General features: G+C 75.0%; 14 protein-coding genes. 7 read left to right on the plus strand and 7 right to left on the minus strand.

Annotated features, from left to right (window positions below; genetic code table 11):
* Positions 1-225: 225 nt before the first annotated feature.
* On the minus strand, positions 226-1,032 hold the full coding sequence (locus ACWERV_RS34100) for a class I SAM-dependent methyltransferase (RefSeq protein WP_452940513.1): 807 nt from the start codon (positions 1,030-1,032) through the stop codon (positions 226-228).
* A gap of 141 nt (positions 1,033-1,173) precedes the next feature.
* The gene (locus ACWERV_RS34105) at positions 1,174-2,820 is read right to left on the minus strand and encodes an FAD-dependent oxidoreductase (RefSeq protein ID WP_452940514.1); all 1,647 of its coding nucleotides are present in this window, start codon (positions 2,818-2,820) and stop codon (positions 1,174-1,176) included.
* A gap of 192 nt (positions 2,821-3,012) precedes the next feature.
* Here ACWERV_RS34105 and ACWERV_RS34110 point away from each other — a divergent pair, with 192 nt between their 5' ends.
* A complete protein-coding gene (locus ACWERV_RS34110) occupies positions 3,013-3,159 on the plus strand; it encodes a hypothetical protein (protein ID WP_452940516.1) in 147 nt (48 codons plus the stop codon).
* Entirely contained in the window at positions 3,156-4,085 is a 930-nt protein-coding gene (locus ACWERV_RS34115) for a GNAT family N-acetyltransferase (protein WP_452940517.1), read from the plus strand. Before ACWERV_RS34110 ends, ACWERV_RS34115 begins: the two co-directional genes overlap by 4 nt.
* A 63-nt stretch (positions 4,086-4,148) precedes the next feature.
* Here the strand turns inward: ACWERV_RS34115 and ACWERV_RS34120 are convergent, their stop codons facing one another.
* Positions 4,149-5,813: a serine/threonine-protein kinase gene (locus tag ACWERV_RS34120; RefSeq protein WP_452940519.1), complete on the minus strand. Its 1,665-nt coding sequence runs from the start codon at positions 5,811-5,813 to the stop codon at positions 4,149-4,151.
* A 173-nt stretch (positions 5,814-5,986) separates the two neighbouring features.
* On the opposite strand from ACWERV_RS34120, the gene ACWERV_RS34125 reads away from it, so the two are divergent.
* Complete coding sequence (locus ACWERV_RS34125; protein ID WP_452940521.1) at positions 5,987-6,946, plus strand: MerR family transcriptional regulator; 960 nt, start codon at positions 5,987-5,989, stop codon at positions 6,944-6,946.
* A 428-nt stretch (positions 6,947-7,374) separates the two neighbouring features.
* Here ACWERV_RS34125 and ACWERV_RS34130 read toward each other — a convergent pair whose 3' ends face one another.
* Positions 7,375-8,244, minus strand: a complete 870-nt coding sequence (locus tag ACWERV_RS34130; protein ID WP_452940522.1) for an oxygenase MpaB family protein — start codon at positions 8,242-8,244, stop codon at positions 7,375-7,377.
* A gap of 194 nt (positions 8,245-8,438) precedes the next feature.
* Between ACWERV_RS34130 and ACWERV_RS34135 the strand changes: the two genes are divergently transcribed.
* Complete coding sequence (locus ACWERV_RS34135) at positions 8,439-9,017, plus strand: DoxX family membrane protein (RefSeq protein WP_452940524.1); 579 nt, start codon at positions 8,439-8,441, stop codon at positions 9,015-9,017.
* A gap of 168 nt (positions 9,018-9,185) precedes the next feature.
* The gene (locus ACWERV_RS34140; RefSeq protein ID WP_452940526.1) at positions 9,186-9,830 is read left to right on the plus strand and encodes a maleylpyruvate isomerase family mycothiol-dependent enzyme; all 645 of its coding nucleotides are present in this window, start codon (positions 9,186-9,188) and stop codon (positions 9,828-9,830) included.
* Between the two features lie 48 nt (positions 9,831-9,878).
* Here the strand turns inward: ACWERV_RS34140 and ACWERV_RS34145 are convergent, their stop codons facing one another.
* A complete protein-coding gene (locus tag ACWERV_RS34145; protein ID WP_452940528.1) occupies positions 9,879-12,746 on the minus strand; it encodes a carbohydrate-binding protein in 2,868 nt (955 codons plus the stop codon).
* A gap of 251 nt (positions 12,747-12,997) precedes the next feature.
* On the opposite strand from ACWERV_RS34145, the gene ACWERV_RS34150 reads away from it, so the two are divergent.
* Positions 12,998-13,165 (plus strand): hypothetical protein, encoded by a 168-nt coding sequence (locus tag ACWERV_RS34150; RefSeq protein ID WP_452940530.1) that lies wholly within the window; start codon positions 12,998-13,000, stop codon positions 13,163-13,165.
* Positions 13,166-13,282: 117 nt separating this feature from the next.
* Here ACWERV_RS34150 and ACWERV_RS34155 read toward each other — a convergent pair whose 3' ends face one another.
* Together ACWERV_RS34155 and ACWERV_RS34160 are read right to left on the minus strand one after the other, a co-directional pair.
* Positions 13,283-13,699 (minus strand): CU044_2847 family protein, encoded by a 417-nt coding sequence (locus ACWERV_RS34155; protein WP_452940532.1) that lies wholly within the window; start codon positions 13,697-13,699, stop codon positions 13,283-13,285.
* Positions 13,700-13,753: 54 nt separating this feature from the next.
* Positions 13,754-14,872: a HesA/MoeB/ThiF family protein gene (locus tag ACWERV_RS34160; protein ID WP_452940534.1), complete on the minus strand. Its 1,119-nt coding sequence runs from the start codon at positions 14,870-14,872 to the stop codon at positions 13,754-13,756.
* Between the two features lie 122 nt (positions 14,873-14,994).
* Here ACWERV_RS34160 and ACWERV_RS34165 point away from each other — a divergent pair, with 122 nt between their 5' ends.
* Positions 14,995-16,398 carry a M14 family zinc carboxypeptidase gene (locus tag ACWERV_RS34165; protein WP_452940535.1) on the plus strand — a complete coding sequence of 468 codons (1,404 nt, stop codon included), beginning with the start codon at positions 14,995-14,997 and terminating at the stop codon, positions 16,396-16,398.
* Positions 16,399-16,442 lie beyond the last annotated feature (44 nt).

The following is a 16,442-nucleotide window of genomic DNA, read 5'->3' on the forward strand; positions in this document are numbered from 1 at the left end:
CCCGGCCGACCGGTGAGCTGGCGACCGCGCTGCACATTCCCACGGACCGGAAGCGCCGTCAGGCCGTCCGGCTGGCCGAAGCAGTCTCAGAGCGCGGGCCCCGCCCCGGGGGCTGCCGCGCGCGCGCCGGGGGTCCGGAGCCGCCGCGGGGCGCGGCCGGGCCATGGGCCCACTGCTCCCGCCGCGACCCGGGCGGCCTGCCGCCGCCCCCGCCGCCTCGCCGTCTCAGGCCACTCCGTGGCCCAGCAGGGCGTGGTAGCGCAGCACCAGGTGTCCGTCGGGGCCCGTGTACTCCGGGACCAGTTCGTCGTAGGCCGCCTTGATCCGGGCGACCGTGCCGGGGCTCTGGCGGCTGACCGTCTGCCCGATCAGTCCCACCCCGGCCGCCGCGCCGCCCCACCACTCCTCCGGGGTCGCGACGTGATCCCATGTCACCGGCTCGCAGCCGGCCTCGGTGAGCCCCGCGGCGGCCAGCAGTGCCGCGAAACCCGCCACCGTGCGGGGGAAGTCCTCCGCCGGGTCGAGACGGGGTTCCCCGGCCTCGTCGCGTGCCCCCGCCGCTTCCACGGCGCGGCCGAGCAGTTCGTGCCCCGCTCCCGCCGGGCTGCACCAGATCGTCGCGGCGACCCGGCCGCCGGGCCGGGCCGCTGCCCGCATCGCCGCGACCGCCGCAGCGGGCCGTCCGACGTGGTTGACCACGAAGTTGGCCACCACCGCGTCGAAGCTGCCGGGCCCGAACGGCAGGTCGGGCAGCACGGCGAGATGGAAGTCGGCCTCCGGCGCCGCCTTGCGGGCCAGCTCGATCATGCCGGGCTCGGCGTCCACTCCAGTCACGCGGGCACCGCGCGCGGCCGCCGCCGCGGCGACCGTGCCCGCACCCGTGCCGACGTCGAGCAGCCGGACCCCCGGCCCCGCCCCGGCCGCGTCCAGCAGCGCCGGAGCCGTGTGCGCGCACAGCTTGGCGAAGCTGTCCCGGAAGGCCGCGGCCCTTCCCGACCAGATCTGCCGCTCCGCCTCGTCGAAGTCCTCCACGCCCGCCGGCCCCCTTCTGCGCTGTCGCCCGCCGGACGCCCCGGCGGCCACCGCGGACTCTACCGACGGCCTGCGCACCGCCCGCCCGAGCCGCGTCCCCCGTCGATCCCCCTGGCTGGGGCGGCCTATGGGACGAGGCGTCTACCGGGGCACGGCGACGGACTGCTCGTGGCGGAAGACGTCGTGCGGGTCCCAGGCCTGCTTGACCTGCTGGAGGCGTTCGTAGCCGCCCTTGTAGTAGAGCCGGTGCCAGGACTGGCCCGAGGTGTTGAGCCGGCGGTCGGACAGATCGACGTCGGGGTAGTTGATGTAGCACCCGTCGGTGTTGGCGTCCCTGGTCACCGGGTCGTCCGGGTCGGCGACGGCCGGGACGCCGCCGGTCGGCCGGTAGACGTCCCGGTAGAGGTCGCGGATCCAGCGCAGGTGCGGGGCGGCGATCCCCGGGTCCAGCTCGGCGTCCCGGTAGTCGAAGAGGCCGTTCTCGTCGGCGTCGGCACCCCAGGTCCAGTAGACCTGGTACTGCAGCTTGAGCACCGACGAGCGCTGCGGCACCGCCGTGGCTCCGGGAGCCCGGTCGTTGACGGCGCCGCCGTAGGAGTCGACCTGGACCAGGGCGTCGGGATTGCTGTACCCGGGGTCGGTGAGATGACGTCGTATCGCCTCGATCTGGTGGTCGGTGAAGCCCCTGGTCATGTACGCCGACTTGTACTTGGCGCAGCGGTTGGGCCCGGAGTCGTTGAGGCTCTGGGTCGCGGTGAGCCACGGCAGCAGGGTCGGGATGAACAGCCCGCCCTGCGCGGGGTGCTCGCCGAGCGCCTGGTCCAGCGGCTGTTCGCGCACCAGTTGGGTGCTGCCCGACCGGAAGTCCGTGGTGATCCAGTCCAGGAAGGCGGCGAGCCGCGCGGGGGAGTCCGGCTTCGTCCCGTCCAGCTGCACGGTCAGCCCGACCTTGCCCGCGCTCATGTGCGTGAGCTTCAGCAGGGTGAACATGTCCCGGTAGCCGTAGGACCTGAACGGCGAGGCGGGCAGCCGCCCGGCGGCCTCCTGCTCGAAGAACTGCCCGTAGCGGCGCACCAGCGAGCGGAAGAGCTCGGGGTGGGCGAGGAAGTCCTGCCAGTCCCACGCGACGGCCCGCAGCAGCACCTGGGCGGGCGGCTGGGGCAGGCCGCGGAACCAGTAGCGGGTGATCACCCCGAAGTTGCCGCCGCCCCCGCCCGTGTGCGCCCACCACAGGTCGCGCAGCGCGGGATCCTCCGCGTCCTTGCGGGCCACGGTCTTCTGCGGGTGTCTGCCGTCCGGCGCCGTCACGACCTCTACGGCGTACAGGTAGTCCACCGTCAGCCCGAACAGCCGGGACAGCAGCCCGTACCCGCCTCCCGAGACATGGCCGCCGAGCCCCACCGAGTAGCAGGAGCCTCCGGGCAGGGCGAGTCCCGTCGTCCGGTAGAGCTCGGTCGTACTGTCCCAGTTGGTGGCCCCGGCCTCGATGCAGTACGCGTCCATCCCGGGGTCGAAGTGGACGCGGTTCATCGGGCTGACGTCCACGATGACGCCGACGTCCGGCGACGACACGAAGTTCTCGTAGCAATGCCCGCCCGAGCGCACGGTGATCCGCCGCCGCGACTCCGCGGGTCTGGCCAGATACGTGCTCAGTGCGGCGACCACGTCGTCGGCCGACGAGGCCACCACGACGGAATCCGGAGTGGCGATCCACCGCTGGTTGAATCCCCTGCGCAGCGCGTCGTAGCGCGCGTCGCCGGGTGTCACTTCGATCGGATGCCTCGACATGTCCTGCCCCCTGCCCCTGGAACCGCTCACACTCCCCTTGTTCACTCAAGGTAACGTGATGCTTACTTTGTGTCACTACCCCGAACGGGTGAATGCGACGCCGGGGAGCCGGGCGAGCGGATCCGCCTGCCGGCGCGGCCCGCGGCCCGGGGCGGGCTGGGCGCGGGGCGGGCCGGGACGGATACTGGGGCCATGGCGCTGCTGGTGTTCACGACGCTGCCCCGACGACCCCGCCCCGCCGCGCGGGCCCTCGGCGCGCGGGCCCTGAACGTGCGGGCGGTCCTCGGCGTACGGGCTCTTGGCATACGGGCCCTGAGCGTGCGGGCTCTGGGCGCGTGAGCGGCGAGGCGGTGGCGGCGGACGCGCCGGGCGGCGTGCCCGGCCAGGTGCGCTCCGCCCGGCTGGAGCTGACGCCGCTCGACCTGGACGCGGACACCGCGGGCCTGCACCTCGCGTACGGCGACCCGCGCGTCGCGCGCTCCTGGGCGGACGAGGAGCCGCCACGGGACGAGGCCGAGACCCGCGAGCGGCTCGCCACCCGGGTCGAGCGCCCCGACGGACGGCTGTGGACGATCCGGCGTGCGGGCGAGCCGGACGCCCTCGGGCTCGTCGAGCTGGCCGACGTCACCCCGACGCCCTGGCTGTCGTGGATGCTGCGGCGCGCGGAGTGGCGGCGCGGCATCACCGGCGAGGCGGTCGCCGCGCTCGTGGAGCACCTCTTCACGGCAGGCGGCCTGGAGCGCGTCGAGGCGTGGGCCGACGCCTCCAACACCGGCTCGATCGGCGTCGCCCGGCGGGCCGGGCTGACCGAGCGGGGCCGTTTCACGATGTCCACGCCGGTCGGCGGCACCCGGGAGAAGGTGGTGCTCGGCCGGGTCGCAGGGGCCGGGCCGCAGCGCTTCTACCTGGCGCACCCGGTGCTCCCGGTGCGGGACGTCGAGGCCACCCTCGCCCTGCTGCACGCCGGACTCGGTCTCGAACCGGGCTTCCGCGTCGGCGAACCCGCGCGGTATGCCGCGGCGCGGCTCGGCCCGTGGTCGGTCGGTCCCGGGCTGCGGCTCGCCCTCGCGCCCGGCGACGAGCCGATCGCGCCGGTGACCGTCGCCCTCGACGCGGGGATCCCGCTCGCCGGACTGGCCCTGCGCTACGCCGCCGCGGGCGGACGCACCGACGGGCCCGTGCGGCGCATGCCCTGGGGAGAGCACGAGCTGTGCTGCCTGCTGCCCGAGGGCCACCGGCTGGTCGTCAGCGGCCCCCCGTCCTGATCCCCGCCGTACCCTGATCTGCCGTCACCCCGGCAGATCCCACGGCCGCCGACCGGCACGGGCTCAGAGCGCGTGGATCTCCAGGTGGTCCTTGACCTGGTCGAAGATCTGCTCGCCCTGCTGGGACTGGATCGCGGCGGCCGGCATCGTCACGTCCAGGGTGTAGCGGTCGCCCGAGCCGCTCACGACGTCCAGTTCGAGCTCGCGCAGCGCGGGCTTGTCGTCGTCGGAGAGGTCGGTGTAGAGGACGTCGAGCCGGGCTGCGGCCTCGCCCTGCTGGGTGGCCTCGGTGACCGTGCCGTCGGCGTCGTCCACGGTGTGGCTGTAGTTGACGGTGCCACCGCCCTTGTACCAGTCCAGGTTGGCGTTCGCGACGGCCGCCGCGCTGCGCTTCTCGCCCTGGGCCTTGGTGAGGGTCACCCGGAAGACCTTGTGCGGGTCGGTGTACGTGACGGCCTTGTCGTCGATGCTGCGGACGTAGTCGCCGGGCACCGCGAGGGTGGCGCCGACGCCCTTCTCGTCGTACGACTTCCAGCCCTTCGGGAGGCCTCCGCCGCCGCCGAACGGTGAGACCACCACGACCACGGCCGCCGCCACCACGACGGCCGCCGCCCCCGCGGCGAGCACCCGGCCGCGGCGGCTGCGGGGCAGTACGCGTATCGCACCGCCCGGCGGGGGCAGGACCGCCGTCGCGCCGGCCTCGGGAGCCGGTGGCGCCTCCGGCGCCGGGACGTGCGGGGGGTCGAGGACGGCGCGCAGCTCGTCGGCGAAGCGGGCCGCGGTCGTCCGTGCCGCCGGCTCCTTGCGCAGCAGCCCCTGCACCGGCGCGGCGAGGGCGCCCGCCTGGTGCGGCGCGGGCAGGTCGGCGAGCAGTACCGCCTGGAAGGTCGACGGCGTGGCCTGCCGGCGGAAGGGCGACACGCCCTCCACGGCCTGGTAGAGGACGACACCGAGCGACCACAGGTCCGACTCGGGTCCGGGCCGGTGCCCCAGCACCCGCTCGGGGGAGATGTACTCGGGGGAGCCGATGAAGGCACCGGTCTCGGTGAGCGGCTCCTCGCCCTCGACCTGGGCGATGCCGAAGTCGGTCAGCACCACCCTGTCGTACCGCCCGAGCAGGATGTTGGCGGGCTTCACGTCGCGGTGCAGCACCCCGGCCTCGTGCGCGGCGGACAGCGCGCCCAGCACCGCGAGCCCGATCCGGGCGGCCTCGCGCGGCGGCAGCGTGCCCTCGGCCAGCACCTCGGCGAGCGACCGGCCGCGTACCAGCTCCATGACGATCCACGGGCGGCCGTCCTCGACGACGACGTCGTGCACCGTCACCACCGAGGGGTGGTCGATCCGGGCCGCGGCGCGCGCCTCGCGCTGCATCCGCAGATGGGCCGTCTCGCGCTGGGCGCCCGTCATGTGGTCGGGCACCCGCGGTTCCTTGACCGCCACGTCGCGGTCGACGACCTCGTCGTGCGCCCGCCACACCGTGCCCATCCCGCCGTAGCCGAGCCGCTCCAGCAGCCGGTAGCGCCCGCCCAGCAGCCGCGATCCGCCGTTCGCGCCGTCCTCGCGCGGGTCGGCCGCGGGCGCGGGCCTCGGCCCCGGCACGGGCGCGGAGGCGGAGACAGGGGCGGGGACGTCGTCGGCGGGAGGTGCGGGCGGCTTCAGCTCGTAGCTGGTCGTCGGATGCGTGCCCTCGCGCGCGGGCTCGTCGCCCGTGCCCCCGTTCGTTGCCATGGGGCGCATCATTCCATTCCCGTTCCGGCCGGGAAGCCGCGGACCGGCGGCTGTGGCGAAGGTGTGACCCGGGCCGTGCGCCGCGGGGCCCGGTGAACGGTTGACCTTGCCCCCGGGGGCAAGGTCTACGCTCGCAGCGGCCGTCAGGGGAGGCGGCCGGAAAGGCGGAGGACATGAAGATCGGCGACGTCGCACGGCGTGCGGGAGTGAGCGCGAAGGCCATCCGGCGCTACGAGGAGCTGGGCCTCGTCGCGCCGCGCCGGATGCCCAACGGCTACCGCGCCTTCAGCGAGGACGACGTGCGCGCGGTGCGCGAACTGCGGGCCCTGCGCGATCTGGGGATACCCGCCGAGCGGACCCGTCCCTTCCTGGAGTGCCTGGCGTCCGGGGCCCGGGACGCCGACGACTGCCCCTCCTCGCTGGCCGAGTACCGCTCGGCGATCGACGAACTGGGCGCCCACATCACAGAACTGACCGCCCGCCGGGACAGGCTCGCCGCCCGCCTCACCGCCGCCGCGTACCGCACCGCGCGGACGGACCCGCCACAGGACGCGGCCCCCGTGACCGCCGAGACCGCAGGGGCCCCCGCCACGCCGCTGCCCGGCCCCGGCGACCTCGGCCGGCGGCTGTCCGGCCTGCGCATGCCGCCGCTCGCCCTGCCCGCGACGGACGGCCGCACGGTCGCCCTCGACGCCCTGGGCCCCGGCCGGACCGTCCTCTACCTCTACCCGCTGACCGGGCGGCCCGACGAGGACCTGCCCGAGGGGTGGGACTCCATCCCCGGCGCACGCGGCTGCACCCCCGAGGCCTGCGGCTTCCGCGACCACCACGAGGACCTCACCGCCGCGGGCGCGACCGCCGTCTACGGCCTGTCCAGCCAGGACACCGGTTACCAGCGCGAGGTCGCCGAACGGCTGCGGCTGCCGTTCGCGATGCTGTCCGACCCTGGACACGGCCTCGGCTCCGCCTTCGGTCTGCCGACCTTCGAGGCGGGCGGGCAGGAGCTGTACGCGCGGCTCACCCTGATCGTCAGGGACGGCGTGGTCGAGCACGTGTTCCACCCGGTGGCCGACCCCGGCGCGCACGCCGAAGAGGTGCTGCGCTGGCTCGCCTCCGCCGACCCGCGCCCCTGAGGCACCCCCGGGCGACCCCCCACCCGGATGTACACACCACCGGTGGTCGTCCTGACCTGCGACCCGGACCTGGTCCGCAACTTCTGGCCGTACGCGTACGCGCCGCTGGTGCTGGACACCGAGGCCCGCCGCCACCCGCCGATCGGCGCCGTCACCGAAGCCCTCGGCGGGCGCGCCGACGTCATGACCGTGCCGATCCCCGCCGACTGCGCGGACGGCTTCAACGAGGCCTACTACGCGCGCCCCGAGATGCTGCTCGACCCGGCCGCCCGCCGCTCCTGCTCGGCCTGGAGCTTCGTCGACGCCCGGACCGCCGACGGCTCCACCGAGCACCTGCGCCGCGACCTCGCCGACGGCACCTGGGACGCCCGCTACGGCGCGCTGCGCTGGACGGCTCGCTGGTCCTCGTCCGCGCGGTGTGAGACCCCTCAGGACGGCGGGGTCATCGCCCAGCGGATCGCCCGGGTCAGCCCCTGCCCCGCCCAGCGCACCCCGGTCGCCTCCGTCACGGGCAGGTACGGCAGCCGCAGCGGCACACGCGCCCACACCGGCAGCAGCGCGACCGCGTTCGCGGCCAGCACGGCGTAGCCCGGCCGGGCCGCCCAGGGCACCGGCGGGGTGAGCAGCAGGAAGCGCGCGGCGTCCCGGGCCTGCGCGGTGGCACGCAGCTCCGGGCGGTACGTGTCGAGTACGGCGGCCAGCTCCGCCCGGTCGCGCGGCGGGTCCACCACCCCGAGGGCGGCGCCGACCCGGGCGGTGTCCGCGACGTACGCGTCGTAGCCCGCGTCGTCCAGCGGGTGGGCGCCGTAGCGGCGGTGCGCGCGCAGGAAGCTGTCGACCTCGGCCGCGTGCACCCAGGCCAGCAGGTGCGGGTCGGAGGCGCGGTAGGGCTCGCCGTCCGGGGTGGTTCCGCTGACCCGGGCGTGGATGCGCCGCACCTGCGCGACCGCGCGCTCGGCGTCCGCCGCCGTACCGAACGTCGTCACCGCCAGGAAGCCGCTGGTGCGCTGGAGCCGCCCCCACGGGTCGCCGCGGTAGCCGGAGTGCGCGGCGACCGCCGCCATCGCGAGCGGGTGCAGCGACTGCAGCAGCAGCGCGCACAGGCCGCCGGTGAACATCGACGCGTCGCCGTGCACGGTACGGATCGGCCGGTCCGGCCCGAACCAGCGCGGCCCCTCGGTGTCGTGGATCCGCGCCCTGGCGGCGGGCCCGTCCGGCCCGGCCACCCTGGCGAAAAGCTCCGCGCCCAGCCGGCGCCGTACCGCGCCGAGCCCGGGTATCTCCGGATAGGCCACCACACTGCCACTCTACGGCGCCGGGGCACCCCGGCGGCGACCGCACACCGCCCGCCACCCCCGCGCACACCGGCCCGCCCGCGCGCGGCGCCCGCGCACCGGCCCACCCGCACGGCGGCGAGCGGGTGCGGGGGTCCCGGGGGCGGGGCAGGATGGGCCGCGGACCGCGTACTGCCCCGCCTGCGGAAGGCCGCCCCATGCCGTTCAGCCGTCGCAAGGACCTCGGCCTGCTCGCACTGCGCCTCGGCGCGGGCGGCACGCTGCTCGCCCATGGCTCGCAGAAGCTGCTCGGCTGGTTCGGCGGGTCGGGCCTGGAGGGCACGGCCGCCGCGATGGACTCGATGGGCTTCCGGCCCGGCCGGGAGAGCGCGCTGGCGGCGGGGCTCGGCGAGGCGGGCGGCGGCGCGCTGCTCGCGCTGGGCCTGGCCACCCCGGTGGCGGGCGCGGCGGCCGCGGGCGCGATGGCCGGTGCGGTGTCCGTGCACGCCCCCGCGGGTTTCTTCGCCCACCAGGGCGGCTTCGAGTACCCCGCCTTCCTCGGCTTCGTGGCCGCGGGCCTGGGTCTCGCCGGTCCTGGCTGCCTGTCCCTCGACGCCCTGATCGGCGACCGCCTGAACCGCCCCGGCACCGTGCTGCTGGCCTTCGCCCTGAGCGCGGCCGCGGCCACCGTCGTGGTCAACCGCCGCGCGGCGGCGCTGGCCGAGGCGAAGGAGCAGGCCGCCGGGTCCGGCCCCGGGGCGGACCCGGACGCCGAGACGGACCCCGCCGCGACCTGACGGCGGTGCGACCGGGTCGGTGTGCGGGGCCCGGCGACGGCCCGCCTCCCCCGACCCCCCCTCCGCGTGAGAACCGCTCCCCACCGATGAGTTCCGCCCGCCCCACCGGTCCTGCACGGTGGACGTCAGTCCGCCGACCGCACGACGACGAGGACGAGGGAGCCGACGATGACGACGAACCAGGACCGGGGGAACGGTGCCGCAGGCGGCGGCGTGGATCTGCAGCCCGCGGTCGAGGCCGAGTACCTGGCGCTCGCCGCGCTGCTGGAGCCGCTGTCCGACGAGCAGTGGGACACCCCCTCGCTCTGTGCGGGCTGGCGGATCCGCGAGGTCGCCGCGCATGTGACGATGCCCGCGCGCTACTCCCAGGAGCGCTTCATGGCCGAACTGCGCGACTGCGCCTTCGACTTCGGCGTCCTCTCGGACAAGGTTGCCGCACGGGACGCCGCGCTGCCCACGGCCGAGCTGGTGGCGGGGCTGCGCAGCGGCACCCTCCACCACTTCACGTCGCCCGACGGCGGCTGGCCGGGCGCGCTGAGCCACGCGGTGATCCACGGCCTCGACATGGCCGTGCCGCTGGGCGCCGCGGGGCGCGTCCCGCCGGGTACGGTCACGGCCGTGCTCGACGGGCTGGCCGCCGGCGGTGTCGCCGCGAACTTCGGGGTGCGGCTGGACGGCCGCGGTCTGCGGGCGACGGACCTGGACTGGTCGTTCGGCTCGGGACCGGAGCTGAGCGGCACCGCCGAGGACCTGGTCCTCGCGCTCAGCGGCCGGACGCTGCCGCCGGGGCGCCTCGCGGGCGACCCGCTGTGACGTTCCGGCCCGCGGGCCCGCCAGGGTGCGGCGGGCCCGCGGGTCAGGTCAGGAGGACCAGACCTGGACGTCGGAGAGCTGTCCGGCCGGCCACCCGGTGTTCGCCGTGACCGTCACACGGACGTAGCGCAGGGAGGTGGCGGGGAAGGTGAGGGTGACGGTGTTGTCGGTCGCCGGGTCGAAGGTGTAGGCGGCCGAGGCCTTCAGGGTGCTGAAGGACGAGCCGTCGGTGCTGCCCTGGAGGGTGAGCGTCTGGGTGCGGGCGCCCCAGCCCGAGGGGAGCCTGAGGACGACGCGGGAGGCGCTCTGCGCGGAGCCGAGGTCGACCTGCACCCACTGCGGGAAGGCGTTGTTGGCGCTCTCCCAGTAGCTGTTCCGGTCGCTGTCGGTGACGTGCGAGGACGCGTAGACGTCGGTGTGGCTGGACTCGGCGGTGGCCTTGCCCGCCGCCAGGTTCGTCGGCGTGCCGGGACCGCTCGCGGTGGCGAAGGCCAGGCTGTTGAGGTTCCAGCCGCCGTTGTCCTCGACGAGGGTGAGGACCTGCTTGCCCGCGGGCAGCGTGACGGTGGCGGTGACGGTGCTCCAGGCCTGCCAGTCACCGGTCGCGGGGATGGCGACCGCGCCGGTGAGATTCGCGCCCGAGGCGTCGGACAGGTGCAGGGCGCCGCTGACGGCGGCGGGCGCGGCCACCCGGAAGGCCACCGTGTAGGTGCCGGCCGAGGTGGCGTTCACGGTGTAGCGGAACCACTGGCCGCCGCTGCTCCAGCCGAGGTCGTAGCCGCCGCCGGTGTCGGAGGTGGATTCCAGGTCGACGCCGTCCGCGCGGTAGGCGGTGCCGTTGCCGTTCACGGAGCTGACGTTGTAGGCGGTGCCCTGCCCGCCGGTGTCGTAGTTCTCCGCCTGCACCGTGCCGGGCACCGCCGCGGGTGTGCCGCCGTACGGTTCCTCGGCCGGTGGCGGGGTGGTGCCGCCGCCCTGCCAGCTGTTGCTGCTGAGCGTGGCGGTGAAGCCCGCGGAGTTGTCGAGATAGGCGGCGTTGCCGGGCTTGACGCCGGTCACGGTGGTGCCGGTGATCGTCGCGGAGCCGGTCGGCGCGGGGTAGAAGGGCGGGGAGACGACCACGCCGTTGCGGCCGGGGTCGGTGACGGTGTTGTTCTGGAGCAGGGAGTTGGTGGAGGTGGAGAAGCCGATGCCGTCGTAGAGCGAGTCGACGACGGTGTTGCCGGTCGCGGTGACCTTGTCGACGGTGCCGGTGTTCTGGCCGTCGCCGCCGTTGCCGATGTGCATCGCGGGCTGGCCCTGGCTGTAGGCGTTGCCGCCGGAGCGCACGACGACGTTGCCGGTGATCGTCGCCGACAGCAGGTCGTTGCCGTTCACGCCGAAGCGTCCGGCGCCCAGGCCGATGTAACGGGCGGTGTCGCTCATGTAGTTGTTCGTGACGTGGTGCCCGCTGCCGCCGTAGACGGCGACGCCCTTGCCGCCCCAGGGCGCGATCGAGGTGTTGTTGCTGACCGTGACGTTCGACATCGGCGTGTAGTACGTCTTCGAGCCGTCGCCGTTGGTGTTGTAGTCCACGGAGTTGATCGCGATGGCGTCGTCACCGGTGCCGCGGACGAAGTTGTTGCTGACGGTGAGGTCGCTGCCCTTGCCGCCGTTGAGCGAGACGTTGTTGACGTTGATGCCGTCGGCCCAGATCGCCGTCAGCCGGCTGTTCCTGACGCTGCCGCCGGTGCCGGAGGCCCAGAAGCCGGACATGGTGTGCTGCGTCCAGATGCCGTCCGCCGACCAGTTGGTGCCGGTGGTGTCCATGGCGCCGCCGTCACCGCCGATCGTGCTGCGGCTGACCGCGTTGGCGTCGATGTGGAAGTTCTGCACATGGCAGGACGTCACCTCGAACAGCGCCGCCAGCGGTGTGCTGTTGGGCACCGGCACGTCGCGGTAGACGGTGCTGTACCACATGCCGGCGCCCGCGATCGTGATGCCCTGCGCGCGCAGGCCCGTGGTGCCCTTGACGTAGAAGGTGCCCGGCGGGATCCACAGCGTTCTGCCCTGCGACTGGGCCTGGTTGATGCAGTTCTGGATCGCGGGCCCGGAGTCGGTGGCCGCGCCGTCCGCGGCGCCGTTGGTGGGGGTGTTGTCGGCGACGGCGCCGCAGCTGGTGATCGAGATCGAGTTCGCCGGCTGCGCCAGCGGGGCCGGGGGGTTCTCCGCGTCGACGACGTCGATGTCGTACGAGGACGCGCTGTTGGCGGCGTCCTTGACGAGCGAGAAGGTGGCGCCCGCCGGGATCGGGGCGCCGGTGACGAAGGCGTGCGCCTCGTCCCAGAAGACCCGCGGGCTGCCGTCCGCCGGGTTCTGGTTGTCGCTGGTGTTGTAGTTGTTGTTGCCCTCGTAGACCCAGCTCTGCTTGGAGTTGAGCGGCAGCGCCTGCCGGAAGGCGCCGTTGACGTACAGGTCGAGGGTCGTCGCGGTGCCGCCGCCGGACGCCGAGTCCGGCACGCTGGCACGGACGTTGAGGAAGCTGATGGGCGAGCCGGTGGTGTTGGTCCACTGCACCGACTGCCCGGTGCCGCCGAGGTGGGCGTACGCGTGCCCGGAGGCCTCCAGCGCGGCACTGGAGAACTGGGTCGTGGGCGCCGCGGTGAGCGCGACGGTCCCGGCACCGCCGCCCAGCACTCCCGCCTCGCCCTCGAAGTCGGTGAACGGCACGGTGGCGCCCACTCCGTTGCCGGGGACGGGCGCGGCCTGGGCCGCGCCCGCCGCCGCGGGGTTACGGGCGGCGGCGCTCGCCGCGGCGCCGGTCAGCAGCCCGGTGGCGGCGGCGCCTGCCACCACGGTCATGGCGGCCACGAGGGCCGCCGGAAGTCTCCGCCCGGCGCTGCGCGCGCCGCGCGGGGGAACGGTCCACACCCGCATCTGATGCTCCTTCACGAACAGTGGGGGGAACGGGCGCCCCGACCGTACAGAGCACGAAGGAATCGCCGCAAGGTTGCGATCGAGTAAAGAAAAAATTTCACGAATGCCTGGAAGATCGATGCAGTGCGAGCTGGGGAGCGGGTGTGCGACAGCAGGCCACGGAGCGCAGACGTCCGCACAACGGACCGGTGGCGCACACCCGTCGGCCGGCGGACGCGCGCCTACGCTCGGCCGAAGGCGGACGTTGCGTCGTGAGCGTGGACGCGAACGGGAAGCCGGTGGGCCTCCTCGCCGTGTGCGGACACCACCTCGACACGGCGAGGCTCTACCGGACCGACCCCGACGCAAGCACCTCGGACGAGGCCCACTGGACGGCGACACGCCGGGCTGGACCGTCGACCACCACCTGGCGGGTCTGACGCCGGGCCGGGCCCGCTTCCTGGACCTGTACGCGCGTGGCGGCGAGAAGACGGTGACGGTGGACGCCGCCGACTTCTACGAGCGTGCCTGCCCGTAGCCACCGGGCCGCCGCTCGGTCAGGCCGTGGGCGGCGACGCCGCCTCCGCGGTGCCGGGCGCGGAGGGCGGGGGCGGGGGCGTGGGATGCCAGGTCGCCGACACCGTCAGGTGGGCCTTGCCCGCGGCGCCCACGATGCCGAGCTTGAGGTCCTGGCCCACCTCCACGCCGAAGGTGACGCTGACCTCGTGGGGCGGGCTCGGCGCGGCCGCGATGGCGTCGTGCACCTCCTGGAGCAGCGGGCCGAGCGGGCGCAGCGTCCGGCGCAGCGTCCCGAGGGCGAGGCCGCCGCCCGCGACCGGGACCAGATCGCCCGTGCCCGGGGGCAGTTCCCCGGCGCCGTCCGGCAGCCCGCCGCCCCCCGTGCCGGTGCCCGGGGACACCTCGAAGCGCACCGCTGTCCCGTCGGCCAGTTCCATCTCCGCGTAGCTCGCCACCGCCCCATTGTCCCCGGACGGGGCACGCGCGTACGGCGATCGGCCGCAGACGCGTCAGCCGGACGTGCCCGTGCCGCACGCCGGGCAGTCCGGGCGGCGCGGGTGGCGCTCGACGTCCGGCTCCTCCAGCGCCGCGAGGTTGATGCCGTAGCGGAAGCCGGGTTCCATCGGCGGGGCGCCGGTGAGCAGGGCCGTCGCGGCGTGCGCGATCAGCAGCCCCGACAGGCCCGCGGTCACCGCGGTGACCGGGTTCCACGGCATCCGCGGCGAGGCGGCCTCCTCGTCCTGGCCCGGCGCCAGGGCCAGTTCGCGCCGCTCCACCTCGCCCGCCCGCAGGCACACCCAGCACGGGCCGGACCCCGGCACGTACACCCCCATCGACGCCAGCGGGCCCCGGTAGCCGCCGTCGATCCACGGGGTGCCCGACGCCAGGCAGGCCGCGTTGGCCCAGCGGCGGATCTCCGGCGGCCGGTCGGCGCACAGCAGCAGCAGGTCGTAGGGGACGGCGGGCGCCCCGAGCAGCGCGGTGACGTCCCCCGGGCCGGTCACACGGGTCGGTTCGCAGCTGACCTCGACCTCGGAGTTGACCGCCCGCAGGGCCTCGCCCGCCGCTTCCGCCTTCGCGCGGCCGAGGTCGCTCTCCCGGTAGAGCGGCTGCCGGTTGAGGTTGGACAGCTCGACGGTGTCGGGGTCCACACAGTGCAGGTGCCCCACGCCGGAGGCGACCAGCGCGTGCGCCGCGTAGCCGCCCGTCCCGCCCAGACCGATCAGCAGCACCCGGGCGGCGCGCAGCCGCTCCTGCATCTCCCACGCGCTGCGCCGCGGACCGCGGTCGAGCCAGCGCAGCAGCGGCACGCCCCGGCTGTAGCGCTCCTGTTCGCGCGCGGAGAGCGCGGGGGCGGGCGCGGCGGCGTCCTCCAGATGCCCGGCCTCGGCCAGTTCGGCGACCGCCTGCTCCGCCTCGGCCGCCGTCACCGCCGGATACGCGGCGGCCACCAGCCGGGCGGCCTCGGGAGCGGTACGGGTGCCGTCGAGCGCCCGCACCAGCGCCCACACCCAGCCGTCCGGGTCGTCGATCTCCACACCGATCCCGTAGACCACACTGCCGAGCCGGACCTTCCCGTCGACCGTGCGGTAGCCGGAATGCTCGGGTTTGACGCGCGGCCGTAACATGCGGAGGATTCGGCTCCGTTCAATGGCGGAACGCTTGACACCCCGCAGTCCACATGAATCCATGGTTGCCCGTCAACTGCCGCCGCGGCAGGGCGCGGGTCGACCGGAAGAGGTATTCACGGGTGATCGACGCCTCGACCAGTGCGGGAAGGGCGATTGCCGCCTACGACCGCTATCCCGCGCTCGACGAGATCGAGGACACCGCCCGGACGCTCGCCGCGCGCCACCCGCGGGTGTGCAGGACCCGGACCGTGGGCGCCTCCCGGGCCGGGCGGCCGCTGACGCTGCTGTCCGTCGGGGACGCCGCCGACCACGTCCTGGTGGTCTCCGGCGCGCACCCCGACGAACTCGTCGGCGGCGCCGCGGCCATGGAACTGGCCCACCGGATCCTGGCCGACCCCGCCCAGCACGCGTCGGTGGCCTGGCACTTCCTGCTGTGCGCGGATCCGGACGGGGCGCGGCTGGTGCACGGCGCCCACCGCGCGCGCGACCTGGAGGGATTCCTCGCCCACTATTTCCGCCCGGCGTCCGGCGAACAGCCGGAATGGGCCCCGTCGATCGGCGGGCAACTCCCCGAGACCGATATCCTGCTCGGCCTCATCGGCGAACTCCGGCCGTTTCTCCAGTTCTCGCTGCACGGTATCGACGTGGGCGGGACATTCGTGCAGAGCACCCGGGAGATTCCGGGTCTGGCGGGGTCGTTCACGCGCTCCGCCGCCGAATTCGGCATTCCCGTGGAATGCGGCTCGTACGACACCGTGCTCTACGCCGAACCCGCCCCCGGCGTCTACCTGATGCCACCACCCGCCCCTTCCACCCCGCCCGCCCCGCCCGTTCCCGGGGCCGCCCGCACGAACGGCGCCCGCACCGGGGACATCCGCCGCACCACGTGGTACGCCCCGCACGGGCACGGCGGCGCGACCGTGATCGTCGAGGCCCCGCGGTGGGCCTGCGACCGGATGAGCGACCGCAGTCCGGGCCGCGACCCGCAGCGGCGGCTGGCCGCGTGCGCCGACCGGATGCGCCGCCGCGGCGACCTCATCGCCGCCCTGCTGGACGCCGCCCCCGCCCGGCTCCCCGGCCCCGGCGGCTCGTCGGACGGCGACGGCGACGGCGACGGCCCGCTCGTCCGCTCGGTCCGCACCCAGCTGACCTTCCTGCGCCGCCTCCCCGACGAATGGGACCCGCGCTGCGGCGGCCCCGGCCCCGTACCCGCCGGGCGGCGCCTGACCGAGGGCCTGCTGGCGGGCCTGGAGCAGTGGACGCACCGGGTGCCGCTGCGGGCCGCCGCGATGCTGCGCCGCGCCGTCGCCCCGGCCGGGGCCGCCACCGCACCCCTCACCGCCCGGCTCGACATGCTGCTGCACGACTGGACGGCCCGCTACCGCAGCACCTTCCCGGCGACCCGCCTCCCGGTCGCCCGGCAAGCCTCCCACCAGGCGGGAGTCGTCCAGGCGGCAGTGGCCCTCAGCCGCCCGGACAGCCTCCCGGCGGCCACCGGTGAACCCTTCCGGTCACCGTACTAGGGGTGGGTCCCCGGTCTCTTAGGGGAAGACGGACTTTAGAGGCC

The sequence above is a fragment of the Streptomyces sp. NPDC004031 genome, assembly GCF_053604375.1.

Coding starts and splice junctions, on each gene's coding strand:
- ACWERV_RS34105 (WP_452940514.1), bottom strand. CDS start 2,820: ATGTCGAGGCATCCGATCGAAGTGACACCCGGCGACGCGCGCTACGAC.
- ACWERV_RS34110 (WP_452940516.1), top strand. CDS start 3,013: ATGGCGCTGCTGGTGTTCACGACGCTGCCCCGACGACCCCGCCCCGCC.
- ACWERV_RS34120 (WP_452940519.1), bottom strand. CDS start 5,813: ATGGCAACGAACGGGGGCACGGGCGACGAGCCCGCGCGCGAGGGCACG.
- ACWERV_RS34125 (WP_452940521.1), top strand. CDS start 5,987: ATGAAGATCGGCGACGTCGCACGGCGTGCGGGAGTGAGCGCGAAGGCC.
- ACWERV_RS34135 (WP_452940524.1), top strand. CDS start 8,439: ATGCCGTTCAGCCGTCGCAAGGACCTCGGCCTGCTCGCACTGCGCCTC.
- ACWERV_RS34140 (WP_452940526.1), top strand. CDS start 9,186: ATGACGACGAACCAGGACCGGGGGAACGGTGCCGCAGGCGGCGGCGTG.
- ACWERV_RS34145 (WP_452940528.1), bottom strand. CDS start 12,746: ATGCGGGTGTGGACCGTTCCCCCGCGCGGCGCGCGCAGCGCCGGGCGG.
- ACWERV_RS34160 (WP_452940534.1), bottom strand. CDS start 14,872: ATGTTACGGCCGCGCGTCAAACCCGAGCATTCCGGCTACCGCACGGTC.